Raw genomic sequence first — 23,260 nt, 5'->3', positions numbered from 1 at the left:
TCAGGACTCCTGGGTGAGGGAGACGAGCACGTCGTCCCCTTCGATCTTTACGGGGTATACGGGGACGGGGCGCGTCGCGGGAAGTCCGGACGGCTTGCCGGAACGCAGGTCGAAGCTGGAGCCGTGCAGCCAGCACTCGATCTGGCAGTCCTCCACCTCGCCCTCGGAGAGCGAGACGTTCGCGTGGGAGCAGATGTCGTAGATGGCGAACACCTCCCCCTCGGTCTTCACGACCGAGACCGGCGTGCCGTCGAGTTCCACCCGCTTCGGGGTGCCCTCCTCCAGCTCGCTCAGCCCACAGGCGCGTACGAAGGGGCTCATGCGACCGACGCCTCCAGCTCCTCTTCGATCTTGGCGAGCAGGCGCTCCTCGATGTCCGCGACACCGATCTGCTGGACCAGCTCGGCGAAGAAGCCACGGACGACGAGGCGGCGGGCCTCGTGCTGCGGGATGCCGCGGGCCATCAGATAGAAGAGCTGCTCGTCGTCGAAGCGGCCGGTGGCCGAGGCGTGGCCGGCGCCGACGATCTCGCCGGTCTCGATCTCCAGGTTCGGCACCGAGTCGACGCGGGCGCCGTCGGTGAGGACCAGGTTGCGGTTCATCTCGTACGTGTCCGTGCCCTCGGCCTTGGCCTCGATGAGCACGTCACCGATCCACACCGCGTGCGCGTCGTCGCCCTGGAGCGCGCCCTTGTAGACGACGTTCGACTTGCAGTGCGGGGTGTTGTGGGTGACCAGCAGGCGGTGCTCCTGGTGCTGCCCGGAGTCGGTGAAGTACAGGCCGAACAGCTCGGCCTCGGCGCCGGGGCCCGCGTAGGTGACGCGCGGGTGCAGCCGGACGAGGTCGCCGCCGAAGGTCACGACGACGGACTTGAAGGAGGCGTCCCGCCCGATGAGGGCGTTGTGCTGGGCCACGTGCACGGCCTTGTCGTCCCAGTCCTGGACGGAGACGACGGTGAGCTTCGCACCGTCGCCCAGGACGTAGTCGACGTTGGCGGCGAGCACCGCGTCACCGGTGTGGTCGATGACGACGACGGCCTCGGCGAAGGCGCCCAGCTCGATGACCTGGTGGCCGTACGCGACCCCGCCCTGGCCGTGCACGGCGATACGGATCGGCTCGGTGAGCACCGTCTCCTTGGGGACGGTGACCACGCCGGCCTGCTCGAACGCCGAGTACGCCTGGGCGGCGACGCGGTCCACCGGGGTGCCCGCCCGGCCGAGCCGCGCGTCGTCGCGGCCGACGGTCTCGACGGTGACGCCCTCGGGGGCCTCGACGGCGATCTTCACGCCCGTGCCGTTCGCGACGGCGGTGCCGTCGTGCAGCCCGCGCAGGCGCTCCAGCGGGGTGAACCGCCACTCCTCCTCGCGGCCGTGCGGGACCGGGAAGTCCGCCACGTCGAAGGACGGGGGCGCGCTCATGCGCGTGGCGACGGTCGACTCGGCGGCCACCGCGATCTGGCCCGCGGTGGTGGAGCCCACGGGGATGTTCTGAGCCTCAGCCATGGCTGTCGTAGTGCTCGCTTTCTTACGTGAGTGGCTTGATGGGGACTGCGGCCGGGGGCTAGCCCACCGCGCCTTCCATCTGCAGCTCGATCAGCCGGTTGAGTTCAAGGGCGTACTCCATGGGCAGCTCCTTGGCGATCGGCTCGACGAAGCCGCGCACGATCATCGCCATCGCCTCGAACTCGGACAGACCGCGGCTCATCAGGTAGAAGAGCTGGTCCTCGGAGACCTTGGAGACGGTCGCCTCATGGCCCATGGACACGTCGTCCTCGCGGACGTCCACATAGGGGTACGTGTCGGAGCGGGAGATCGTGTCGACCAGCAGCGCGTCGCACAGCACGTTCGACTTCGAGCCGTGGGCGCCCTCGCCGATCTCGACCAGGCCGCGGTACGAGGTACGGCCGCCGCCGCGCGCCACCGACTTGGAGACGATGTTGGACGAGGTGTTCGGCGCCATGTGGACCATCTTGGAACCGGCGTCCTGGTGCTGGCCCTCACCCGCGAAGGCGATGGAGAGGGTCTCGCCCTTGGCGTGCTCGCCCATCAGGTAGACGGCCGGGTACTTCATCGTCACCTTGGAGCCGATGTTGCCGTCGATCCACTCCATGGTCGCGCCCTCGTAGGCCACGGCGCGCTTGGTGACCAGGTTGTAGACGTTGTTCGACCAGTTCTGGATGGTCGTGTAGCGGCAGCGGGCGTTCTTCTTGACGATGATCTCGACGACCGCGGAGTGCAGCGAGTCCGACTTGTAGATCGGCGCCGTGCAGCCCTCGACGTAGTGCACATAGGCACCCTCGTCGACGATGATCAGGGTCCGCTCGAACTGGCCCATGTTCTCCGTGTTGATACGGAAGTAGGCCTGGAGCGGGATCTCCACGTGGACGCCCGGCGGGACGTAGATGAAGGAGCCGCCCGACCACACGGCGGTGTTCAGCGACGCGAACTTGTTGTCACCGGCGGGGATGACGGTCCCGAAATACTCCTTGAAGAGCTCCGGGTGCTCCTTCAGCGCGGTGTCGGTGTCCAGGAAGATGACGCCCTGCTGCTCCAGGTCCTCGCGGATCTGGTGGTAGACGACCTCCGACTCGTACTGCGCGGCGACACCGGCGACCAGGCGCTGCTTCTCCGCCTCCGGGATGCCGAGCCGGTCGTAGGTGTTCTTGATGTCCTCGGGCAGTTCCTCCCAGGACTCCGCCTGCTTCTCCGTGGAGCGCACGAAGTACTTGATGTTGTCGAAGTCGATGCCCGACAGGTCCGAGCCCCAGTTCGGCATGGGCTTCTTCTCGAAGAGCTTCAGGCCCTTGAGGCGCAGCTTCGTCATCCACTCCGGCTCGGACTTCTTCGCCGAGATGTCCCGGACGACGTCCTCGTTCAGACCGCGCTTCGCTGCGGCACCGGCCTCGTCGGAGTCGGCCCAGCCGTATTCGTAGTTGCCCAGACCCTCGAGTTCGGGGTGGGCAGTCTCCGTGGGGAGAGTCATGCGGGGTTCCTCCCGGCCGTGCTTGCAGATGCGTCAGTGGAAATCTTGGGGATGAACGTCGTGCAGACGCCGTCGCCGTGCGCGATGGTGGCCAGTCGCTGGACGTGCGTTCCGAGCAGCTCGGCGAAAATCTCCGTCTCCGCCTCGCAGAGCTGGGGGAACTGCTCCGCGACATGGGCGACCGGGCAGTGGTGCTGGCACAGCTGTTCGCCGACCGGTGCGGTGCGCGCCGTAGCAGCGTACCCGTCGACGCTCAAGGCCTTGGCCAGGGCTTCGGCGCGCTTGTCGGGGGTGGCGCCCTCGATCGCCTTGCGGTACGCGTTCGCCTGTGCGGCGATCCGGGCGCGGGCGAAGGCGACGACCGCGTCCTGGCCGCCCTCCTGGTCGGCGATCCAGCGCAGCGCGTCCGCGGCGAGCGTGTCGTACGACTGGTCGAAGGCGTCGCGACCGCAGTCGGTGAGCGCGAAGACCTTGGCGGGGCGACCGCGGGTGCGCGCCCCGTACACGCGCTGTTCGCGCGCCTCCACGACCTCGTCCGCGGTCAGCGCGTCCAGGTGGCGTCGTACGGCCGCCTGGGTCAGTCCCAGACGTGCGGCGAGCTCCGCGACGGTCGACGGGCCGTGGTCCAGGATGGACCGCGCGACGCGGTTGCGCGTCGAGCGCTCACCGGTCGCGAGCTCTTCATGAGGGGTCCCCGTGGGGGTCTCCGGAGCCTCGCCGACGTTTTTCACAACGCCATTGTTGCGTAATTCCTCAGAGACTGACAAGCCACGTTCGTCCGGGCGGGCGGTGCCCTACGTCACTTAGGCATACCTAATCCGACCTGCGGAAACGATCTTTGATCGATCAAATCGGTGGCACCGGCGAAGCTCTTGGGGAACACTGCCGAACCATGCCCATACCCGCTCCGACCGGCCCTCTTGTCACCCGGGACACACTCGCCGCACAGCTGCGCGGGCTGGGTGTCGAGACCGGCGAGACCCTGCTGGTCCACTCCTCCCTGAGCGCACTCGGCTGGGTCTGCGGCGGCGCCGTCGCCGTCGTCCAGGCACTGCTCGACGCCCTCGGCCCGGACGGCACGCTGGTCGTCCCCACCCAGTCCGGCGACCTCTCCGACCCGGCCCTGTGGGGAAACCCTCCGGTGCCCCAGGAGTGGTGGCCCACGATCCGGGCCTCGATGCCCGGGTACGACCCCCTGACCACCCCCTCCCGCGGGGTCGGCGTGATCCCGGAGACCGTACGGACCTGGCCGGGCGCCCTGCGCAGCACCCACCCGCAGACGTCCTTCGCGGCCGTGGGCCCGCGCGCGGCCGGGATACTCGACGGCCACGCGCCCGACTGCCGGCTCGGCGAGCGCAGCCCGCTGGCCGCGCTGGAACGGCTGGGCGCCCGCGTGCTGCTCCTCGGCACGGGCTACGACACCTGCACCAGCTTCCACCTCGCCGAGTACCGGATACCGGCGCCGCACGTCGAGGTCGGACGGCCGGTGCCCGGCGGAGGCTGGGAATCGGTGATCGAGGTGTCGATCGACTCGGACCGGTTCGACGAGCTCGGCCACGACTTCGAACGGGACCGGCCCGTCGTCCGCGGGACGGCCGGAGCGGCCGACGTACGGCTGTTCCCGGTGGTGGACGCCGTCGCGTACGCGGAGACGTGGCTGCCGCTGCACCGCCCCCGTGCGGAGGAGTTTCTGCACCCGCCCGTCTGAGTGACACGGCACCTACCTAGACTCTGGACCCATGCGAAGTGAGCCCGTGGTCCAGGTCCAGGCCCTGGTGAAGCGGTACGGCACAAAGACCGCGGTGAACGGCCTCGACCTGGTGGCCCAGGCGGGAGTGACCGCCGTACTCGGCCCCAACGGGGCGGGAAAGACGACCACGGTCGAGACCTGCGAGGGGTACCGGAAACCGGATGCCGGCACGGTGCGCGTCCTGGGCCTCGACCCGGTCCGGCAGTCCGCCGAGCTACGGCCACGCGTCGGCGTGATGCTCCAGTCCGGCGGCGTCTACTCGGGCGCGCGGGCCGACGAGATGCTGCGCCATGTGGCCAGACTGCACGCGCATCCGCTGGACGTGGACGCGCTCATGGAACGGCTGGGCCTCGGCAGCTGCGGCCGGACCTCCTACCGGCGCCTGTCCGGCGGACAGCAGCAGCGGCTCGCGCTCGCCATGGCCGTCGTGGGGCGGCCGGAGCTGGTGTTCCTGGACGAGCCGACGGCCGGCCTGGACCCGCAGGCCCGCCGGGCCACCTGGGACCTGGTGCGGGACCTGCGCGCCGACGGCGTCTCCGTGATTCTCACCACCCACCACATGGACGAGGCCGAGCAGCTCGCCGACGACGTCGCGATCATCGACGCGGGCCGGGTGATCGCCCAGGGTGCCCCCGAGGAGCTGTGCCGCGGCGGCGCCGAGAACACCCTGCGCTTCACCGGCCGTCCGGGCCTCGACGTGAGCTCCCTGCTCAAGGCGCTGCCCGCCGACTGCACGGCCGCCGAGCTGACCCCGGGCTCCTACCGGGTGGTCGGCAAGGTCGATCCCCAGCTGCTCGCCACGGTGACCTCGTGGTGCGCCCAGCACGGCGTGCTGCCGGACCGGATCTCGGTCGAGCGGCACACGCTCGAAGACGTCTTTTTGGAGCTCACAGGCAAGGAGCTGCGCTCGTGACCACCGTGGGTGCCTACACCCCCAAGCCCGGCGCGGCCCCACTGCCCCGCATGATCGCGGCCCAGTCGGCGCTGGAGACCAGGATGCTGCTGCGCAACGGCGAGCAGCTGCTGCTGACGGTCGTGATCCCGACGCTGCTCCTCGCGCTCTTCAGCTCCGTGGACATCGTCGACACGGGCGCGGGCAAGGCCGTCGACTTCCTCGCCCCCGGCATCCTCGCCCTCGCCGTGATGTCGACCGCCTTCACCGGCCAGGCCATCGCGACCGGCTTCGAGCGCCGCTACGGCGTGCTGAAGCGGCTGGCCTCGTCCCCGCTGCCCCGCTGGGGCCTGATGGCGGCGAAGACGGCGTCCGTGCTGGTCACGGAGGTCCTCCAGGTGCTCCTGCTGACGGTGATCGCCCTCGCGCTGGGCTGGTCGCCGCACGGCAACCCGCTCGCCGTCCTGCTCCTGCTGGTCCTGGGCACGGCCGCGTTCTCCGGGCTCGGTCTGCTGATGGCCGGCACGCTCAAGGCGGAGGCCACGCTGGCCGCCGCCAACCTGGTCTTCCTGCTGCTGCTCATCGGCGGCGGAGTGATCGTCCCGCTGGACAAGTTCCCGCCGGCCGCCCAGGACGTGCTGGGTCTGCTGCCCATCTCCGCGCTGTCGGACGGGCTGCGGGACGTGCTCCAGCACGGGGCCGGGATGCCCTGGGGCGACCTGGGAATCCTCACCGTGTGGGCGCTCGTGGGCCTGGCGGCGGCCGGAAAGCTGTTCCGCTGGGAGTGACCCTCCGGGAAAGCCCCTCCGGGAGTGACCCGTGGGAGTGACCCTCGTGAAAGCGTGCACAAGCGGGCGCCTACGATGGTGCGCGTGCCAAAGCTGACCCGCGCCGACGTCCAGGCGGCCCTGCGCAACCCGCTCGCCTTCATCGCCGAACGCTGGACCCCGCACCCCCGGACGGTCCAGCGGGCGGCCCTCGCCGCTCTCGTCATGGGGGTGATCATCGTGGTCACCGGCGGTGCCGTACGGCTGACCAGCTCGGGCCTGGGCTGCCCGACCTGGCCGACCTGCACCGACGACTCGCTGACCACCACCGGTGCGATGGGCCTCCACGGAGCCATCGAGTTCGGCAACCGCATGCTGACGTACGTGCTGTGCGCGGCCGTCGGCTGGGCGATCATCGCCGCGCGCTCGCAGAAGCCGTGGCGGCGCAGCCTGACCCGGCTCGGGTGGGCCCAGTTCTGGGTGGTCATGGGCAACGCGGTGCTCGGCGGGATCGTGGTCCTGGTCGGCCTCAACCCGTACACGGTCGCGGCCCACTTCCTGCTCTCGTCGGCGCTCATGGCCGTCGCCACGGTGATGTGGCAGCGCACCCGTGAGGGTGATGGGGCGCCGCGTCCGCTGGTCGGCAAGGCGGTCCAGCAGCTGGTGTGGTTCCTGGTCGCCGCGTCCGTCCTGCTCATCGCCGTCGGCACGGTGGTCACCGGGGCCGGCCCGCACGCGGGTGACTCCAGCGAGGTCGACCGGATCCCGATCGACTGGGAGACGGTCGCCAAGCTGCACGCGGTGCTCGCGTGGATCGTGGTGACGCTGACCTTCGCGCTGTGGTTCGTCCTGAAGGCGGTGGACGCGCCCAAGGGTCCGCTGGACCGGACCCGGGAGCTGTTCGTCGTACTGCTGGCCCAGGGCGCGCTCGGCTATGTCCAGTACTTCATGCATCTGCCCGAGGCCCTGGTCGCCCTGCACATGCTCGGCTCGTCCGTGATGTGGATCTGGGTGCTGCGCGTACTGCTGTCGCTGCGGGAGCGTCCCGACATGACGGCGGACCTGCCCGGCCCCACGGCAGAGGCGCCGATCGGCACGCGCGCGTGAGTCATCTTTACGCCGTCATGAGTCATCCGTACGCCGTCACGAGTGCGTCGATGGCCGGTCCCAGGTAGCTCCGGGTCAGCTCGCTCCGGCGGGCCGTCCACTCCGGGGTCGGGGGCAGCGGGTCCGCGTATCTGCGGCGCCTGATGTCCTCGACCACCTCGGTCGGCGCGCCGAGGCCGGGCAGCAGGTCGAGGGACTCCCGCTTGGAGATCAGCCGGCCCTCGCGCAGGGTGACGGTCGCGCGGGCGAAGGTCACCAGCCCCAGGTCGACCCAGATGTCCTGCTTCCACAGGCGTGCCCTGTCGACGGCGGGCCGCCAGTACTCGCGCTGGTCGCGCACGACGAAGTCGCGCAGCTCCCGGTCGGACACGGGTGGCAGCAGGCCGGCCGGGGGCCGTCCGTGCAGCACCCGGCCGAAGTCGTGCAGCTCGCGCCGGGTGACCGGGGTGACCGTGCGCCGCATGACATGGTCGTGCGCCCAGGTCGGATGCTTGTGGCCGGTGTCGTCGAGCCTGTCCGCGCTCGTGTAGCTGCAGTGCAGCTTGGCGGCGAGCGGCTCGACGCGCAGGGCGCGGTGCAGGGTGACGACCTTGCGTACGGTGCTCAGGGTCGGGGGGCGCTCCAGCACCGCGATGAGGTCCAGGTCGCTGCGGCCCTCCTGGTAGTCGCCCCCGGCGAGGGAACCGTGTGCCCAGACGGCGACGGGAGCGAGCGGCGCGAGGCTCGTGAGGAACCGGTCGAGCAAGGCGTCGGTCTGCATCCGCCCAGTCTGTACAGCTCAGTCCACCCCGTACACCCGCCGGGCGTTTCCGGCCGCGACCAGGTGGGCCACGCGCTGGGCGTCCGTCAGCGACCAGGCGCCCTCGGCGACCCAGCAGCCCAGCACCCGGCCCAGCGCCTCCCGGAACAACCGCGCGCCCACCACGTGCAGTTCGGGCAGGCCGTGCGCTCCGCTGGAGAAGAGGATCTTGCCGAACGGGGCCAGTTCCAGGATCTCGGCGAGGATCGTCGCCGCGCGGGCGCCGGTACGGACGAGCGCGGCGCCCGAGTCGGCGAACACATGCGGGAAGACACCGGCGAGGTGGGCGGCGTGGCGGTGGTACGGGTAGCCGTGCAGCAGGACCAGGTCCGTGCCCAGGCCCGCGGTGGCCCGCACGAAGTCCGTGAGCAGCACCGGGTCCGTACGGTCGATGCGCGCCCCCGGCTCCGCGAGACCGGCGTGCAACTGGAGCGGCAGCCCCGAGGCGACCGCGATCCACAGCAGATGTCTGAGCAGGACCGGGTCGCTCAGCTCGCCGCCGACCCGGCGCCCCGCCAGCCAGCGGCCCGCCGCGCCTCGCACCTCCCCCGGCCCGGGCGGCTCGGGCGCCAGCGCGAGCCCGTGCCGTACGCCCGCGACGGAGGTGAAGGCGACGGCGTTCGCGGCGGCCCCGTGCACCGACTCGGCGAGGTTGGTGAGGAACGACTCGACGGTCCCGGAGGTGTCGGCGACCTGTTCGGCGAGGAGTTCCAGGCGCACGATCTCGCGTGCCTCGGCGTCGCCGGCGGAGGCCATCTCGGCGGGGCCGGTGAGGTCGCCGGGCAGCCCCGTGTCGACCAGATAGGTCGTGATCCCGCTGCCGCGCAGCAGCCGCCGGCCCACCTCCGCCACGCCCAGTTCACGGCGCCGGGCGAGATAGCGGGCGGGCGGACAGTGCGGCTCCAGGCCGAGCAGCGGGGGGCACCAGCGGCGTACGGCGAAGCCCGTCTGGGTGTCGAACAGCGTGGTACCGGGGGCGGGCGGCCCCTCGGTGCGGGCGAGCTGGGCCTCGAACGTGCCGAGTCCCAGCTCCGTCCTCAGTACGCCGTGGCAGTACTGGTCCACCAGGGACGGTGTTTCGATCATCCGGGCTCCCCGTGTGACTGGACCTCGTCCTCTCGAAGGTCCTAACGGGTGAACCGGGTGTCAGGTGTTGCTCGAAGCTCCAGGTGTTGCGGAGCTTCAGCCGTTGCTCGGACCGCCGAGCTGGATTCCGGCCATCCGCTTCCACTCGTAGGGGCCCGTCTTCACCTTGGCGGCGAACTCGCCGTCGAACGCCTCGTGGACGGTGATCCCGGACTTCTGCACGGCCTTCTCGGCGATCTCGTACGAGGGCGCCACCAGGTCGCCCCAGCCGCCGTCCTCGCCGACGAGCACGATCCGGGCGCCGCGCTCACCGATGTAGGCCACCTGGCCCTCGGCACCGCCGTGCGCCTTGGAGAAGGCGCTGATCCGCTGCGCGAGCCGCGCCACCTTGCGCTCGGCCTTCGAGTCAACCTGCTGCTTGTCTGCCATGGTCAGGATGCTACCGACGGGTAGATCAAACGGCGACGGGCGGGGTGCGTGGCCTTGACCACGCACCCCGCCCGTCAGGGAAATCTCGGAGGGTCACCGCAGGAAGGGGTCCACCGCCACCGCGACGAACAGCAGCGACACATAGGTGATGGACCAGTGGAACAGCCGCATCTCCTTCAGCTTCACGCCCGTCACCTCGGCCTTCGCGCGGTTCTGCAGGGCGTGCGCCTCCCAGAGCCACCAGCCGCCCGCGACCAGCGCGACCAGCAGGTAGAACCAGCCGGTGTAGCCGAGCGGGGTCAGCGTCAGCGAGACGGCCACCATCACCCAGCTATAGATCACGATCTGCCTGGCGACGACCTTGTTGGAGGCGATGACCGGCAGCATCGGCACACCCGCGCGCGCGTAGTCGTCCTTCACCTTCATCGACAGCGGCCAGTAGTGCGGCGGCGTCCAGAAGAACATCACCAGGAAGAGGACGACCGGCGCCCACGACATGGAGTTGGTGACGGACGACCAGCCGATCAGCACCGGCATGCAGCCGGCGATGCCGCCCCACACGATGTTCTGCGACGTACGCCGTTTGAGGATCATCGTGTAGACGACGACGTAGAAGAGGAGCGCTCCGAGCGACAGCCAGGCGGACAGCCAGTTGACCGCGAACCCGAACAGCAGCGTCGAGACGACGGCCAGCGTGATGCCGAAGGCGAGGCACTCGCGCGGGCTCACCACGCCGGTCACCAGCGGACGCTGCGACGTACGGTCCATGACCGCGTCGATGTCACGGTCGATGTACATGTTCAGCGCGTTGGCGCCGCCCGCGGAGAGGTAGCCGCCGATGCACGTGATGAGCACCAGGCCGAGATCCGGCACGCCCTGCTGCGCGAGGAACATCACCGGAACGGTGGTGATCAGCAGCAGTTCGATGATCCGCGGCTTGGTCAGCGCCACGAAAGCCTTCGCACGGGCCCCGAACGGCCGGTGGCTCGGGCTCTGGCTCGCACCGAGCACCCCCGCTGGACGGGATTCGACGGCCGTCACGCACACCCCTGACAGAGACATCCCAGCGAGCCTCCCGTGTGAAGTCCGGGTAAAGGGCTCGCGCGTACCACGCCACTGTAGACGTTGCCCATACCTCGTCCTTCGCGGGGGTGGGGTCGTGTTGGCATGGGTCGTTCACCTGCTACTCAGGGCCGTGCTCATCGGTCGTACTGAGGCTCGATTGAGCAGTCAGATGAGCGGCTCCGTATTCATGTGCCGAATGCGATCCGGAATGGCCGGGAGGCGGATCCCCGTAAGGCCCGGCAGTCTGGAATGGCTCGAAAAAACGCACGTCTTCACGGGGGTAGGCTCAGCAAAGGCCGGTGGGCACCCAGTGCACCGGCAGCCGGTGGGCGCGCGCCCGGAAGACCGGCGACCGACTTGTGGAGAGGAGCCCTGACTCAGGGTGAGCACCAAGCCGACCACCACAGACCTCGAGTGGACCGAGCTGGACCAGCGGGCCGTGGACACCGCCCGCGTCCTGGCCGCAGACGCCGTACAGAAGGTCGGCAACGGCCATCCCGGTACGGCGATGAGCCTGGCTCCGGCCGCCTACACCCTCTTCCAGAAGGTGATGCGGCACGACCCGGCCGATCCCGAGTGGGTCGGGCGCGACCGTTTCGTGCTGTCCGCCGGCCACTCGTCCCTGACCCTCTACACACAGCTCTACCTGGCCGGCTTCGGCCTGGAGCTGGACGACCTGAAGTCCTTCCGCACCTGGGGCTCGAAGACCCCGGGCCACCCGGAGTACGGGCACACCAAGGGCGTCGAGACGACAACCGGCCCGCTCGGCCAGGGTGTCGCCAACGCGGTGGGCATGGCCATGGCCGCCCGTTACGAGCGCGGTCTGTTCGACCCGGACGCCCCGCAGGGTGAGTCCCCCTTCGACCACTTCGTGTACGTCATCGCGGGTGACGGCTGCCTCCAGGAGGGCATCTCCGCCGAGGCGTCCTCGCTGGCCGGCCACCAGGAGCTCGGCAATCTGATCCTGCTGTGGGACGACAACCACATCTCGATCGAGGGCGACACCGAGACGGCCGTGTCCGAGGACACCGTCAAGCGGTACGAGGCGTACGGCTGGCACGTGCAGCGCATCGCCCCGAAGCCGGACGGCGACCTCGACCCGCACGCCATCTACAACGCGATCGAGGCCGCGAAGAAGGTCACGGACAAGCCGTCCTTCATCGCCATGCGCTCGATCATCGCCTGGCCCGCCCCGAACGCGCAGAACACCGAGGCCGCCCACGGCTCGGCGCTCGGCGACGACGAGGTCGCGGCCACCAAGCGCGTCCTCGGCTTCGACCCGGAGCAGACCTTCGAGGTCTCCGACGAGGTCATCGGCCACACCCGCCAGGCCCTCGACCGGGGTGCCCAGGCGAAGGCCGAGTGGGAGAAGTCCTTCCAGCTCTGGCGCGACGGCAATGCCGAGCGTGCCGCCGAGTTCGACCGCATCAGCAAGGGCGAACTGCCCACCGGCTGGGAGGAGAAGCTCCCGGTCTTCGAGCCGGGCAAGGGCATCGCCACCCGCGCCGCCTCCGGCAAGGTGCTGCAGGCGCTCGGCGCGGTGATCCCCGAGCTGTGGGGCGGCTCCGCCGACCTCGCCGGGTCGAACAACACGACCATCGACAAGGACAGCTCGTTCCTGCCGGCGGACAACCCGCTGCCGGAGGCGAACCCGTACGGCCGCACGATCCACTTCGGCATCCGCGAGCACTCCATGGGCGCGGAGATGAATGGCATCGCCCTGCACGGCAACACCCGCATCTACGGCGGTACCTTCCTCGTCTTCTCCGACTACATGCGCAACGCGGTGCGTCTGTCGGCCCTGATGCACCTGCCGGTGACGTTCGTGTGGACCCACGACTCCATCGGCCTCGGCGAGGACGGCCCGACCCACCAGCCGGTCGAGCACCTGGCCTCGCTGCGCGCCATCCCCGGTCTGAACATCGTCCGCCCGGCGGACGCCAACGAGACGGCGATCGCCTGGCGCGAGATCCTCGGCCGCTACACCAAGGAGTTCGGCAAGGGCGCCCCGCACGGCCTCGCGCTGACCCGTCAGGGCGTGCCGGTGTACGAGCCCAACGACGACGCCGCGCGCGGCGGTTACGTCCTGTTCGAGGCCGAAGGGCCCGAAGGGCGGAGCGCAGCACCGCAGGTGATCCTGATCGCCACCGGTTCCGAGGTGCACGTGGCCGTCGAGGCGCGCGAGCAGCTCCAGGCCGACGGGGTGCCCACGCGCGTGGTGTCCATGCCGTCGGTGGAGTGGTTCGAGGAGCAGGACCAGGCGTACCGGGACTCGGTGCTTCCGCCGTCCGTACGGGCGCGTGTCTCGGTCGAGGCGGGCATCGGCCTCACCTGGCACAAGTACGTCGGGGACGCCGGCCGCATCGTTTCCCTGGAGCACTTCGGTGCTTCCGCCGACGGCAAGGTCCTCTTCCGGGAGTTCGGCTTCACTGCCGAGAACGTGGCCGCCAAGGCCCGGGAATCCCTCGCCGCCGCCCAGCGCTGACGCTCATATACGACACGTAGGAGATGTAATTCCATGACAGACGCACTCAAGCGCCTCTCCGACGAAGGCGTCGCGATCTGGCTGGACGACCTGTCGCGCAAGCGGATCACGTCCGGCAACCTCGCCGAGCTGATCGACGAGCAGCACGTCGTGGGCGTCACCACCAACCCGACGATCTTCCAGAAGGCGATCTCCTCGGGCGACGGCTACGAGCAGCAGGTCGCGGACCTCGCCGCCCGCAAGGTGACCGTCGACGAGGCCATCCGGATGATCACCACGGCGGACGTCCGTGACGCCGCCGACATCCTGCGTCCCGTCTTCGACGCCACCGAGGGTCAGGACGGCCGTGTGTCGATCGAGGTCGACCCGCGTCTGGCGCACAACACGAAGGCGACGGTCGCCGAGGCCAAGCAGCTGGCCTGGCTGGTCGACCGCCCCAACACGCTCATCAAGATCCCGGCCACCAAGGCGGGTCTGCCGGCGATCACCGAGGTCATCGGCCTGGGCATCAGCGTCAACGTGACGCTGATCTTCTCGCTGGACCGCTACCGCGAGGTCATGGACGCCTACCTCGCCGGTCTGGAGAAGGCGAAGGAGCGCGGTCTCGACCTCTCGCTGATCCGTTCCGTGGCGTCCTTCTTCGTGTCCCGTGTGGACACCGAGATCGACAAGCGCCTGGACGCGCTGGGCACCCCCGAGGCCAAGGCGCTGCGCGGCAAGGCCGCCGTCGCCAACGCGCGCCTCGCCTACCAGGCGTACGAGGAGGTCTTCTCCTCCGACCGCTGGAACGCGCTGGAGAACGCGGGCGCGAACAAGCAGCGTCCGCTGTGGGCCTCGACCGGTGTCAAGGACCCGGCGTACAAGGACACCCTGTACGTCGACGACCTGGTGGCGCCGAACACGGTCAACACCATGCCGGAGGCCACCCTGGACGCGGTCGCCGACCACGGTGAGATCCGCGGCGACGCCGTCGGCGGCACCTACGAGCAGGCCCGTGCCGAGCTCGACGCGTTGGAGAAGCTCGGGATCTCCTACGACGACGTGGTCCAGGTCCTGGAGGACGAGGGCGTCGAGAAGTTCGCGGCGTCCTGGAACGACCTGCTGAAGTCGACCGAGGCCGTACTGGAGCGCCTCGCCCCCTCGGAGGGCTGAAACCTTGTCGAGCAGCAACCCGCTGCGTGACCCCGCAGACCGACGGCTCCCGCGTATCGCGGGGCCGTCGGGCCTGGTCATTTTCGGCGTCACCGGCGATTTGTCACGTAAAAAGCTGATGCCCGCCGTGTACGACCTCGCGAACCGTGGTCTGCTTCCGCCGGGTTTCTCGCTGGTCGGGTTCGCCCGCCGGGAGTGGGCGAACGAGGACTTCGCGCAGGAGGTCCACGACGCCGTCAAGGAGCACGCCCGTACGCCGTTCCGCGAGGAGGTCTGGCAGCAGCTCATCCAGGGGATGCGCTTCGTCCAGGGCACCTTCGACGACGACGACGCGTTCGAGCGGCTGCGCGCCACCATCGACGAGCTGGACAAGGCACAGGGCACGGGCGGCAACTTCGCCTTCTACCTGTCCGTGCCGCCGCGCTCGTTCCCGGTGGTCATCCAGCAGCTGAAGAAGCACGGCCTGGCCGACCAGGAGGGCGGTTCCTGGCGGCGCGCCGTCATCGAGAAGCCCTTCGGCCACGACCTGAAGTCGGCCGAGGCGCTCAACAAGGTCGTGCACGAGGTGTTCGAGCCGGACCAGGTGTTCCGGATCGACCACTACCTCGGCAAGGAGACCGTCCAGAACATCCTGGCGCTGCGCTTCGCCAACACCATGTTCGAGCCGATCTGGAACCGGTCCTTCGTGGACCATGTGCAGATCACGATGGCCGAGGACATCGGCATCGGCGGCCGCGCCGGCTACTACGACGGCATCGGCGCCGCCCGTGACGTCATCCAGAACCATCTGCTCCAGCTGATGGCGCTGACCGCCATGGAGGAGCCCGCCTCCTTCGACGCGGACGCGCTGGCCGCGGAGAAGACCAAGGTGCTCGGCGCGGTACGGCTGCCGAAGGACCTGGGCCGCAGCACCGTCCGCGGGCAGTACGCGGCGGGCTGGCAGGGCGGCGAGAAGGTCATCGGCTATCTGCAGGAAGAGGGCATCGACGGCAAGTCGAAGACCGACACCTACGCCGCGATCAAGCTGGAGGTCGACAACCGCCGCTGGGCGGGCGTCCCCTTCTATCTGCGCACCGGCAAGCGCCTCGGCCGCCGCGTCACCGAGATCGCGGTCGTCTTCCAGCGGGCCCCGCATTCCCCCTTCGACCACACGGCCACCGAGGAGCTCGGGCAGAACGCGGTCGTCATCCGCGTCCAGCCCGACGAGGGCATCACGGTCCGCTTCGGCTCCAAGGTGCCGGGCACCTCCATGGAGATCCGGGACGTGTCCATGGACTTCGCCTACGGCGAGTCGTTCACGGAGTCCAGCCCGGAGGCGTACGAGCGCCTCATCCTGGACGTGCTGCTCGGCGACGCCAACCTCTTCCCGCGCACGGAGGAGGTCGAGCTGTCCTGGAAGATCCTCGACCCGATCGAGGAGTACTGGGACAAGCACGGCAGGCCCGCGCAGTACCCGTCGGGCACGTGGGGTCCCGCGGAGGCCGACGAGATGCTTGCACGAGACGGACGGAGCTGGCGCCGGCCATGAAGATAGACCTCACGGACACCACGGCCAGCAAGATCAACAAGGCGCTGGTGCGGGGCCGCCGCGCCATCGGCACCCCGGCCGTGGGCATGGTCCTGACCCTCGTCATCGTCACCGACGAGGAGAACGCCTACGACGCCCTCAAGGCCGCCAACGACGCCTCGCGCGAGCACCCCTCGCGCACGCTGGTGGTCATCAGGCGCGTCTCCCGCTCCCCCCGCGACCGTACGTCGTCCCGGCTGGACGCCGAGGTGCGGGTGGGCGCGGACGCGGGCACCGGCGAGACGGTGGTGCTGCGGCTGTACGGCGAGGTGTCCGACCACGCCGACTCGGTCGTCCTGCCGCTGCTGCTGCCGGACGCCCCGGTCGTCGTCTGGTGGCCGGTGAACGCCCCGCTGGACCCGGCCAAGGACCCGCTGGGCGCCCTGGCCCAGCGCCGGGTCACCGACACCTACGCGGCCGAGCAGCCGGTACGGGAGCTGTCCGCCCGTGCCGACGCGTACACGCCCGGCGACACGGATCTGTCCTGGACCCGCATCACGCCCTGGCGCTCGATGCTGGCGGCGGCCCTGGACCAGGTCCTGTGCGAGGTGAAGGCCGTCGAGGTGGAGGGCGAGGAGTTCAACCCGAGCTGCGAGCTGCTCGCGATGTGGCTGGCCGACCGGCTGAACGTGCCCGTCAAGCGGTCGCTGTCGTCCGGCCCCGGCCTCACCGCGGTCCGCATGGACACCAGTCAGGGCCCGATCGCCCTGGACCGCGCGGACGGCTCGCTGGCCACGCTGTCCATCGAGGGCCAGCCCGACCGTGCGGTGGCGCTCAAGCGGCGTGAGACGGCCGAGCTGATCGCGGAGGAGCTGCGCCGGCTCGACCCGGACGACACCTACGCCTCGGCGCTGCGCTACGGCGTGGACCGGCTGACCGGGGTGCCCGGACAGACGCCCGCCGAGTCTCTTGCCGAGGAGGCCGCCGCGGCGCCCGCGAAGAAGACGGCCGCCAAGAAAGCCACGGCTGCTGCTGCGGCGGCGGCTCACGCTTCCGCTCCCGCGAAGAAGGCGGCGAAGTGAGCACCCCGCAGCTGGTCGTGCACCACGACAAGGATCTGATGGCGCAGGCCGCCGCGGCCCGGCTGATCACCAAGATCGTGGACGCGCAGTCCTCGCGCGGCTCCGCGTCCGTGGTGCTCACCGGTGGCCGCAACGGCAACGGGCTGCTGGCCGCCCTGGCTGCCGCCCCCGCCCGGGACGCCATCGACTGGGGCCGCCTGGACATCTGGTGGGGCGACGAGCGCTTCCTCCCGGAGGGCGATCCGGAGCGCAACGTCACCCAGGCCCGCGAGGCGCTCCTGGACGCCGTACCGCTGGACCCGAAGCGCGTGCACCCCATGCCCGCGTCGGACGGTCCGTACGGCGCCGATGTGGACGCGGCCGCGGCCGGTCACGCGGAGGAGCTGGCCCGCGCGGCCGGTCCGGAGAACCACGGGCTGGTGCCGACCTTCGACGTCCTGCTCCTCGGCGTCGGCCCGGACACGCATGTGGCCTCGCTCTTCCCGGAACTGCCCGCGGTACGGGAGACGGAGCGCACGGTGGTCGGCGTCCACGGTGCTCCCAAGCCTCCGCCGACCCGTGTCACCTTCACCCTTCCGGCGATCCGGTCGGCGCGTGAGGTGTGGCTTCTGGCGGCCGGCGAGGACAAGGCGAACGCCGTGGCGATCGCCCTGTCGGGCGCGGGCGAGATCCAGGCCCCGGCGGCCGGGGCGTACGGCCGCCGCCGCACCCTGTGGCTCCTGGACGCGGCGGCGGCCGCACAGCTGCCACGCTCGCTGTATCCACCGGCGTCACCGTAGTTCCCGGCAACCGCCCCAGGGGGCTCCGGCCGTATCTCAGCCTGTCCGGCGTTCAGGCCGATCGGGGGTCCAGGGGGCGGAGCCCCCTGGCGGGGTCGAAGGGGCGGAACCCCTGGGGATGGGAACGGGTAAGGGCGGCGGGAGCGAGAAAACTACTTCACCGACCCCGCCATCACCCCCTGCACAAAGTGCCGCTGGAACGCGAAGAACACGACCACCGGCACGATCAGGGACAGGAACGCCCCGGGTGCCAGGACGTCGATGTTGCTGCCGAACTGGCGGATCTGTGACTGGAGTTGCACCGTCAGCGGCTGTGAGGAGCTGTCGGCGAAGAGCAGGGCCACCAGCATGTCGTTCCAGACCCACAGGAACTGGAAGATGGCGAGGCTGGCGATGGCCGGGCGGCCCACCGGCAGCACCAGACGGGTGAAGATGCGCCATTCGCTGCCGCCGTCCATGCGGGCCGCCTCCAGCATCTCCTTCGGCATCTCGGCGAAGTAGTTGCGCAGGAGGAACACCGCGAAGGGAAGGCCGTAGGCGACGTGGAAGAGCACGACGCCGGGGATCGTGCCGAACAGGCCCAGCTGTCCGAAGAGTTTGGCGACCGGCAGCAGGCCGATCTGGACCGGCACCACCAACAGGGCCACCACCAGCAGGAAGAGCGGCTCGCGGCCGGGGAAGTCCAGCCAGGCGAAGGCGTATCCGGCGAGCGCCGCGATGACGACGACCAGGGTCGTGGCCGGCACCGAGATCAGTACCGTGTTCCAGAACGCCTGTGTCATACCGGAGTTCTTCAGCAGCGCCGAGTAGTTGTCGAAGGACAGCTGCCCGGGGCTCGTCAGGGTCGTCCACCAGCCGCCCTTGGCCGTGTCCTGCGCCGACCGCATCGAGGAGACGAACAACCCCGCCAGCGGCGTCAGCCAGACCAGGCCGATCACCACGAGGAACGCCTGGACCAGGCCGTTGCCCAGGCCGCGCCTGATCGCGTTCATCGCTGACTCCTTCGGAAACGGCGGACGTTGAAGACCATCGCGGGGATCACCAGGAGCAGGAGCAGCACACCGAGCGCGCTGCCGAGGCCCTGGTTGTTGCCGCCGCCGAAGGACACCAGCCACATCTGCGTCGCGAGCACCGTGGCGTCCTCCTGCACCGGGCCGGGCGCGATGATGTAGACGAGGTCGAAGACCTTCATCACGTTGATGACGAGGGTCACGAACACGACCGTCAGCACGGGGGCGAGCAGCGGCACCGTGATGCGGCGGAAGACCTGCCACTCGTTCGCGCCGTCCATCCGGGCCGCCTCCAGCGTGTCCCGTGGCAGGGTCGCAAGACCCGCACCGATCAGGACCATCGCGAAGCCGGTCCAGATCCACAGGTACGCCCCGATGATCGCCGGCGTGACGAGTGCCGGCCCGAGCCAGGAGATGCCCTGGTAGGGCGGCGCGAAGTTCGAGGCCGGCAGCTTCACCGTGTACGAGCCGTCGTCGAGCCCGGCGAATCGGAAGGAGCCGTCGGACGCGGTCGTCGTGCTCGCGACGGACCGTCCGTCGCGTGTCGCCTCGACCTTCACTCCGGGCAGCCCGCTCTCCTTCGGGTCGACCCTGCCCTGCTTCCCTCCCCCGCCGGGCGTGAAGTCCAGGTAGACGACGCCGCGCAGTTCGCCGGGGGCCGCCTTGTGCGAGGCGGCCGGGTAGGCGGGCGACGCGCCCTGGGGCAGGTCCTTGGGCAGCACGCCGACCAGTCCGAGGGCCACCGAGTCACCCGGGGACAGGGCGGCGTCCGTCAGGTATGAGCCGTCCTGGCCCCGGGTGAGTCCTTGTCCGTCACGCGCCCGCGCCGTCGGGTACGACGAGGTGCCCTGGAAGGCGTCGTGCACCGAGACCACGGCGGCGTTGAGGACACCCTTGTTCGGGTCCTCGTCGTAGGCGAGCCGGAAGATGATGCCGGCGGCGAGGAAGGAGACCGCCATCGGCATGAACAGCAGCAGTTTGAACGCGGTGGCCCAGCGGACCTTCTCCACCAGGACGGCCAGGATCAGGCCGAGGCCGGTCAGCAGGGCCGGGGCGACCACGACCCAGATGGCGGTGTTGCGGATGGCCTTGACGGTCGCCGGGTCGCGGAACATCTCGGTGTAGTTGTCGCCGCCGACGAACCGGTTGCCGGACGCGTCGAAGAAGCTGCGTCCGACGGAGAACAGCACCGGGTAGACGACCAGCGCGCCGAGCAGGAGCAGGGCGGGGAAGACGAAGAGCAGGGCGACGATCCGGCCCCGCCGCCGGGTGCGACGCCTGCGGGTCGCACCGGCGGCGGGCGGGCTCGCCTCTTTGTGTACGAGCGTGGTGGCGGTCATCGAGGATCAGTCCTGGTAGGCCTTGGCCGCCGCGGACTCCAGCCGCGCCGCGGTGCCCTTCGGGTCGGACGGGTCGCGCAGGAAGTCCTGGAGGAGCTTCCACTCGCCCGCGCCCTTGGTGCCGCCGAAGGCCGCGGGTGCCTGGTCGGACATGTCGAAGCGGACCGAATCGCCCGCCTCGACCAGGGACTTGGCGGTCGCGCGGGTGACGTCGTCGCCGTAGGAGGCGAGGTCGAGCTTCTTGTTCGGGGACAGGAAGCCGCCGGCCTTCGCCCAGACGGCCGCGGCCTCCGGGCTCGCGAGGTACTCCAGGAGCTTCATCCCGGCCTTGGCGTTCTTGCCGTCCTTCAGTACGACGGCCGCGTCACCGCCGCTGACCACGGGCGCCGTGCCGCCGTCGACCGCCGGGAACGGGAAGAAGTTCGCGTCCTTGCCGATCTCCTTGTTGAACTGGTCGTGCGCCACACCGGCGACGAAGTCGCCCTCGTAGACCATGCCGGCCTCGGGCTTGGGCCCGAACACCTTCTCCACCGAGCCGGGGAAGTCGGTGTTGAGGGCCTCCTTCTGGCCGCCCGCGATCAGCTGCTTGTCCTTGAACAGCTTGCCGAGCGTGGTGAGCGCCTGGACCACGCTCGGGTCGGTCCACTTCAGCTTGTGGGCGGCGAGGGCGTCGTACTTCTCGGGTCCGGCCTGGGAAAGGTAGACGTTCTCGAACCAGTCGGTGAGCGTCCAGCCGTCCTGCCCGGCGACGGAGAAGGCGGCGAGGCCGGAGTCGGAGACGGTGTGGCCGGCCTTCAGCATGTCGGCGTAGGTCGTCGGCGGCTTCACACCCGCCTGGGTGAACGCGTCGGGGCTGTACCAGACGGTCGACTTGTGGGCGGCCTTGAAGTAGAGGCCGTACAGGGTGCCGTCCACGCTGCCGTACTTCTTCCACACGGGCGCGAAGTCGGCGTCGACGGTCTTTTCCGTGGTCGACGAGAGCGGCTTCAGCCAGCCCTTCTTCGCGAACTGCTGGAGCACGCCGACCTGCGGGACCATCACGACGTCGGGGGCGTTGCCGCCCTCGATCTTGCTGCCGACGACGGTGGAGACGTTGTCACCGGTGGACACGAACTGCGTCTTGGCGCCCGTCTTCGCGGCGAACGCGTCGAGCACCTTCTGGAAGTTCTTCTGCTCGCTGCCGGACCAGACGCCGGCCACGGTGACGGTCTGGCCGCTGAGCGCCTTGTCGCCGCCGCCCGCGGAGACCGGGCCGCTGCCGCCGCAGGCGGTCGCGCCGAGCCCGAGGACGAGGGCGGTGCAGCCGGTGAGCAGGGTGGTACGTCGTCGCATCATCGTTGATGTCCCTTCAGGGGTGGGAAACTGACGAGGGTGGAGCGGGGAGGGATCAGAGGTCGGTGCCGTCGCTGATCCACCAGGCGGCCGTGGAGCCGGGGAGCACCCCGGCCGGGCAGGGGCCGCTGGACAGCAGGGGTGTGCCGGAGACCGGCGCGGGGGTGGCGGCCGCACCGAAGTTGACGGCGCAGACGAGGTCGTCGCCGCGGACGAAGGCGAGCACGCCGGGCGGGGTGTCCAGCCAACGCAGGGTGCCTTCTCCCAACTGGGGCAGTGCGGCGCGCAGTTGGAGTCCGTCGCGGTACAGGTGCCAGAAGGAGCGGGTGTCGGCGAGGGCGCGGTCGGTGGCGTACTCGGCGAAGTACGACGGCTGCGGCAGCCACGGTTTGGCGCTCTCGGCGCCGGAGGTGAAGCCGAACGGGGAGGCCTGCCCGGACCAGGGCAGCGGCACCCGGCAGCCGTCACGGATGCGGGCGCGGCTTCCGGTGCGGCGGAAGATCGGGTCGGTGAGCACGTCGTCGGGCAGGTCGACGACCTCGGGCAGGCCCAGTTCCTCGCCCTGGTAGATGTACGCGGCTCCGGGCAGCGCCAGCATCAGCAGCGCGGCGGCGCGGGCGCGGGCGGCGCCGAGTCCGCTGCCTTCGGTGGCGGGTTCGCCGTAGCGGGTGACGGTGCGGACCTGGTCGTGGTTGTTGAGGACCCAGGTGACCGTCGAGCCCGTGCCGGCTATGTCCTGCATGGCCTCGGAGATGACCTTGCGGAAGGCGTCGGCGTTCCAGGGGGCGCCGAGCAGGTCGAAGAAGAAGGCCTGGTGGAGCTCGTCCGGGCGGACGTACTCGGCGTGTTCGCGGGCCGTGGGGACCGAGACCTCGCCGACCAGCAGCCGCTCGCGGCCGTCGTGTGCCGTGTACTCCTCGCACACCGCGCGCCAGTGCCGCCACACGTCGTGCACCTCGGGCTGGTTCCAGGCGAGCGGGTTGACCGAGTCGCGGCTGCGGGCGTCGGCCTCGGGGTCCGGGGAGTCGGGCAGCTCGGGGTGTTTGTAGAGGCCGGCGGCGACATCGATGCGGAAGCCGTCGACGCCCCGGTCCAGCCAGAAGCGCAGGACACGGTCGAACTCGGCGGCGACCTCGGGCTCGCGCCAGTTCCAGTCGGGCTGTTCCGGCGTGAACATGTGCAGGTACCACTGGCCGGGGCGGCCGTCCGCCTCGGTGACCCGGGTCCAGGCCGGGCCGCCGAACATGGCGTACCAGTTGTTGGGCGGCTCGCTGCCGTCCGGGCCGCGGCCGTCGGCGAAGTGGAAGCGGGCGCGGGCCGGGCTGCCGGGCGCGGCGGCGAGTGCCTCGCGGAACCACTGGTGCTCGCTGGAGCAGTGGTTGGGGACGACGTCCAGGAGCACCTTGATGCCGAGCCGCCGGGCGGCGGTCACCAGCAGGTCGAACTCGGCCAGGTCGCCGAAGAGCGGGTCGACACCGCAGTAGTCGGCGACGTCGTAGCCGTGGTCGTGCTGGGGCGAGGGGTAGAACGGGCTCAGCCAGATCCCGTCGACACCGAGCTTCTTGAGGTACGGCAGTCCGGCCCTGACCCCGGCCAGGTCGCCGATGCCGTCGCCGGTGCTGTCCAGAAAGCTGCGGACGTACACCTGGTAGATCACTGCGTCGCGCCACCAGCAGCGGTACTTGCTCAACATGCA

At 70.2% G+C, this 23,260-nt stretch carries 21 protein-coding genes; 9 read left to right on the top strand and 12 right to left on the bottom strand.

The genetic code is table 11. From position 1 onward, the window contains the following. The 4 genes from ACZ4EG_RS16145 to ACZ4EG_RS16130 are packed head-to-tail and all read right to left on the bottom strand — an operon-like array spanning nucleotide 1 to nucleotide 3,713. Nucleotides 1-321 (bottom strand): non-heme iron oxygenase ferredoxin subunit, encoded by a 321-nt coding sequence (locus ACZ4EG_RS16145; protein ID WP_363297250.1) that lies wholly within the window; start codon nucleotides 319-321, stop codon nucleotides 1-3. Continuing rightward, nucleotides 318-1,502 carry a Fe-S cluster assembly protein SufD gene (gene sufD / locus ACZ4EG_RS16140; RefSeq protein WP_467791047.1) on the bottom strand — a complete coding sequence of 395 codons (1,185 nt, stop codon included), beginning with the start codon at nucleotides 1,500-1,502 and terminating at the stop codon, nucleotides 318-320. Before sufD ends, ACZ4EG_RS16145 begins: the two co-directional genes overlap by 4 nt. A 58-nt stretch (nucleotides 1,503-1,560) precedes the next feature. Next, the gene (gene sufB / locus ACZ4EG_RS16135) at nucleotides 1,561-2,982 is read right to left on the bottom strand and encodes a Fe-S cluster assembly protein SufB (RefSeq protein ID WP_453548359.1); all 1,422 of its coding nucleotides are present in this window, start codon (nucleotides 2,980-2,982) and stop codon (nucleotides 1,561-1,563) included. Continuing rightward, nucleotides 2,979-3,713: a helix-turn-helix transcriptional regulator gene (locus ACZ4EG_RS16130; RefSeq protein ID WP_453548356.1), complete on the bottom strand. Its 735-nt coding sequence runs from the start codon at nucleotides 3,711-3,713 to the stop codon at nucleotides 2,979-2,981. Before ACZ4EG_RS16130 ends, sufB begins: the two co-directional genes overlap by 4 nt. Nucleotides 3,714-3,874: 161 nt before the next feature. On the opposite strand from ACZ4EG_RS16130, the gene ACZ4EG_RS16125 reads away from it, so the two are divergent. The 4 genes from ACZ4EG_RS16125 to ACZ4EG_RS16110 all read left to right on the top strand — a co-directional run bounded on the left by ACZ4EG_RS16125 (nucleotide 3,875) and on the right by ACZ4EG_RS16110 (nucleotide 7,498). Next, the gene (locus ACZ4EG_RS16125; protein ID WP_467791046.1) at nucleotides 3,875-4,690 is read left to right on the top strand and encodes an AAC(3) family N-acetyltransferase; all 816 of its coding nucleotides are present in this window, start codon (nucleotides 3,875-3,877) and stop codon (nucleotides 4,688-4,690) included. A gap of 31 nt (nucleotides 4,691-4,721) precedes the next feature. Next, nucleotides 4,722-5,645 (top strand): ABC transporter ATP-binding protein, encoded by a 924-nt coding sequence (locus tag ACZ4EG_RS16120; protein WP_453548352.1) that lies wholly within the window; start codon nucleotides 4,722-4,724, stop codon nucleotides 5,643-5,645. A gap of 50 nt (nucleotides 5,646-5,695) precedes the next feature. Next, nucleotides 5,696-6,412, top strand: a complete 717-nt coding sequence (locus tag ACZ4EG_RS16115; protein ID WP_467791124.1) for an ABC transporter permease — start codon at nucleotides 5,696-5,698, stop codon at nucleotides 6,410-6,412. Nucleotides 6,413-6,487: 75 nt separating this feature from the next. Continuing rightward, nucleotides 6,488-7,498, top strand: a complete 1,011-nt coding sequence (locus tag ACZ4EG_RS16110) for a COX15/CtaA family protein (protein WP_467791045.1) — start codon at nucleotides 6,488-6,490, stop codon at nucleotides 7,496-7,498. Nucleotides 7,499-7,520: 22 nt separating this feature from the next. Here ACZ4EG_RS16110 and ACZ4EG_RS16105 read toward each other — a convergent pair whose 3' ends face one another. The 4 genes from ACZ4EG_RS16105 to ACZ4EG_RS16090 all read right to left on the bottom strand — a co-directional run bounded on the left by ACZ4EG_RS16105 (nucleotide 7,521) and on the right by ACZ4EG_RS16090 (nucleotide 10,874). Further along, entirely contained in the window at nucleotides 7,521-8,258 is a 738-nt protein-coding gene (locus ACZ4EG_RS16105) for a nucleotidyltransferase domain-containing protein (RefSeq protein ID WP_467791044.1), read from the bottom strand. Between the two features lie 18 nt (nucleotides 8,259-8,276). Further along, nucleotides 8,277-9,383, bottom strand: a complete 1,107-nt coding sequence (locus tag ACZ4EG_RS16100) for an amidohydrolase family protein (RefSeq protein WP_467791043.1) — start codon at nucleotides 9,381-9,383, stop codon at nucleotides 8,277-8,279. A gap of 96 nt (nucleotides 9,384-9,479) precedes the next feature. Further along, on the bottom strand, nucleotides 9,480-9,812 hold the full coding sequence (locus tag ACZ4EG_RS16095) for a hypothetical protein (protein WP_467791042.1): 333 nt from the start codon (nucleotides 9,810-9,812) through the stop codon (nucleotides 9,480-9,482). 93 nt (nucleotides 9,813-9,905) lie between these two features. Further along, nucleotides 9,906-10,874 (bottom strand): heme o synthase, encoded by a 969-nt coding sequence (locus ACZ4EG_RS16090; protein WP_390711414.1) that lies wholly within the window; start codon nucleotides 10,872-10,874, stop codon nucleotides 9,906-9,908. Between the two features lie 385 nt (nucleotides 10,875-11,259). Between ACZ4EG_RS16090 and tkt the strand changes: the two genes are divergently transcribed. From tkt to pgl, 5 genes are read left to right on the top strand one after another with little or no spacing between them, the layout of a single operon-like run. Next, nucleotides 11,260-13,362: a transketolase gene (gene tkt / locus ACZ4EG_RS16085; protein ID WP_453548342.1), complete on the top strand. Its 2,103-nt coding sequence runs from the start codon at nucleotides 11,260-11,262 to the stop codon at nucleotides 13,360-13,362. 33 nt (nucleotides 13,363-13,395) lie between these two features. Continuing rightward, entirely contained in the window at nucleotides 13,396-14,514 is a 1,119-nt protein-coding gene (gene tal, locus ACZ4EG_RS16080; protein ID WP_453548340.1) for a transaldolase, read from the top strand. Nucleotides 14,515-14,518: 4 nt separating this feature from the next. Continuing rightward, entirely contained in the window at nucleotides 14,519-16,042 is a 1,524-nt protein-coding gene (zwf, locus tag ACZ4EG_RS16075; protein ID WP_263207413.1) for a glucose-6-phosphate dehydrogenase, read from the top strand. Then, nucleotides 16,039-17,103 (top strand): glucose-6-phosphate dehydrogenase assembly protein OpcA, encoded by a 1,065-nt coding sequence (gene opcA, locus ACZ4EG_RS16070; protein ID WP_467791041.1) that lies wholly within the window; start codon nucleotides 16,039-16,041, stop codon nucleotides 17,101-17,103. Before zwf ends, opcA begins: the two co-directional genes overlap by 4 nt. After that, nucleotides 17,100-17,882, top strand: a complete 783-nt coding sequence (gene pgl, locus ACZ4EG_RS16065; RefSeq protein WP_363297234.1) for a 6-phosphogluconolactonase — start codon at nucleotides 17,100-17,102, stop codon at nucleotides 17,880-17,882. Before opcA ends, pgl begins: the two co-directional genes overlap by 4 nt. A 152-nt stretch (nucleotides 17,883-18,034) precedes the next feature. Here the strand turns inward: pgl and ACZ4EG_RS16060 are convergent, their stop codons facing one another. Genes ACZ4EG_RS16060 through ACZ4EG_RS16045 form a run of 4 tightly spaced genes read right to left on the bottom strand, consistent with a single transcriptional unit; the run spans nucleotide 18,035 to nucleotide 23,257 of the window. Further along, nucleotides 18,035-18,874, bottom strand: coding sequence for a carbohydrate ABC transporter permease (locus ACZ4EG_RS16060; protein ID WP_390711419.1), 840 nt, complete (start codon nucleotides 18,872-18,874; stop codon nucleotides 18,035-18,037). Beyond that, nucleotides 18,871-20,232 (bottom strand): ABC transporter permease, encoded by a 1,362-nt coding sequence (locus ACZ4EG_RS16055; RefSeq protein ID WP_453548332.1) that lies wholly within the window; start codon nucleotides 20,230-20,232, stop codon nucleotides 18,871-18,873. The genes ACZ4EG_RS16060 and ACZ4EG_RS16055 overlap by 4 nt, the downstream gene beginning before the upstream one ends. Before the next feature lie 6 nt (nucleotides 20,233-20,238). Then, the gene (locus ACZ4EG_RS16050) at nucleotides 20,239-21,567 is read right to left on the bottom strand and encodes an ABC transporter substrate-binding protein (RefSeq protein ID WP_453548330.1); all 1,329 of its coding nucleotides are present in this window, start codon (nucleotides 21,565-21,567) and stop codon (nucleotides 20,239-20,241) included. Between the two features lie 52 nt (nucleotides 21,568-21,619). Next, entirely contained in the window at nucleotides 21,620-23,257 is a 1,638-nt protein-coding gene (locus ACZ4EG_RS16045; RefSeq protein ID WP_467791040.1) for a glycoside hydrolase family 13 protein, read from the bottom strand. Nucleotides 23,258-23,260 lie beyond the last annotated feature (3 nt).

Source organism: Streptomyces sp. NPDC025638, assembly GCF_055558775.1.
Note: the sequence above shows the minus strand (reverse complement) of the source record. Positions and strands in the feature narration are given on the sequence as shown.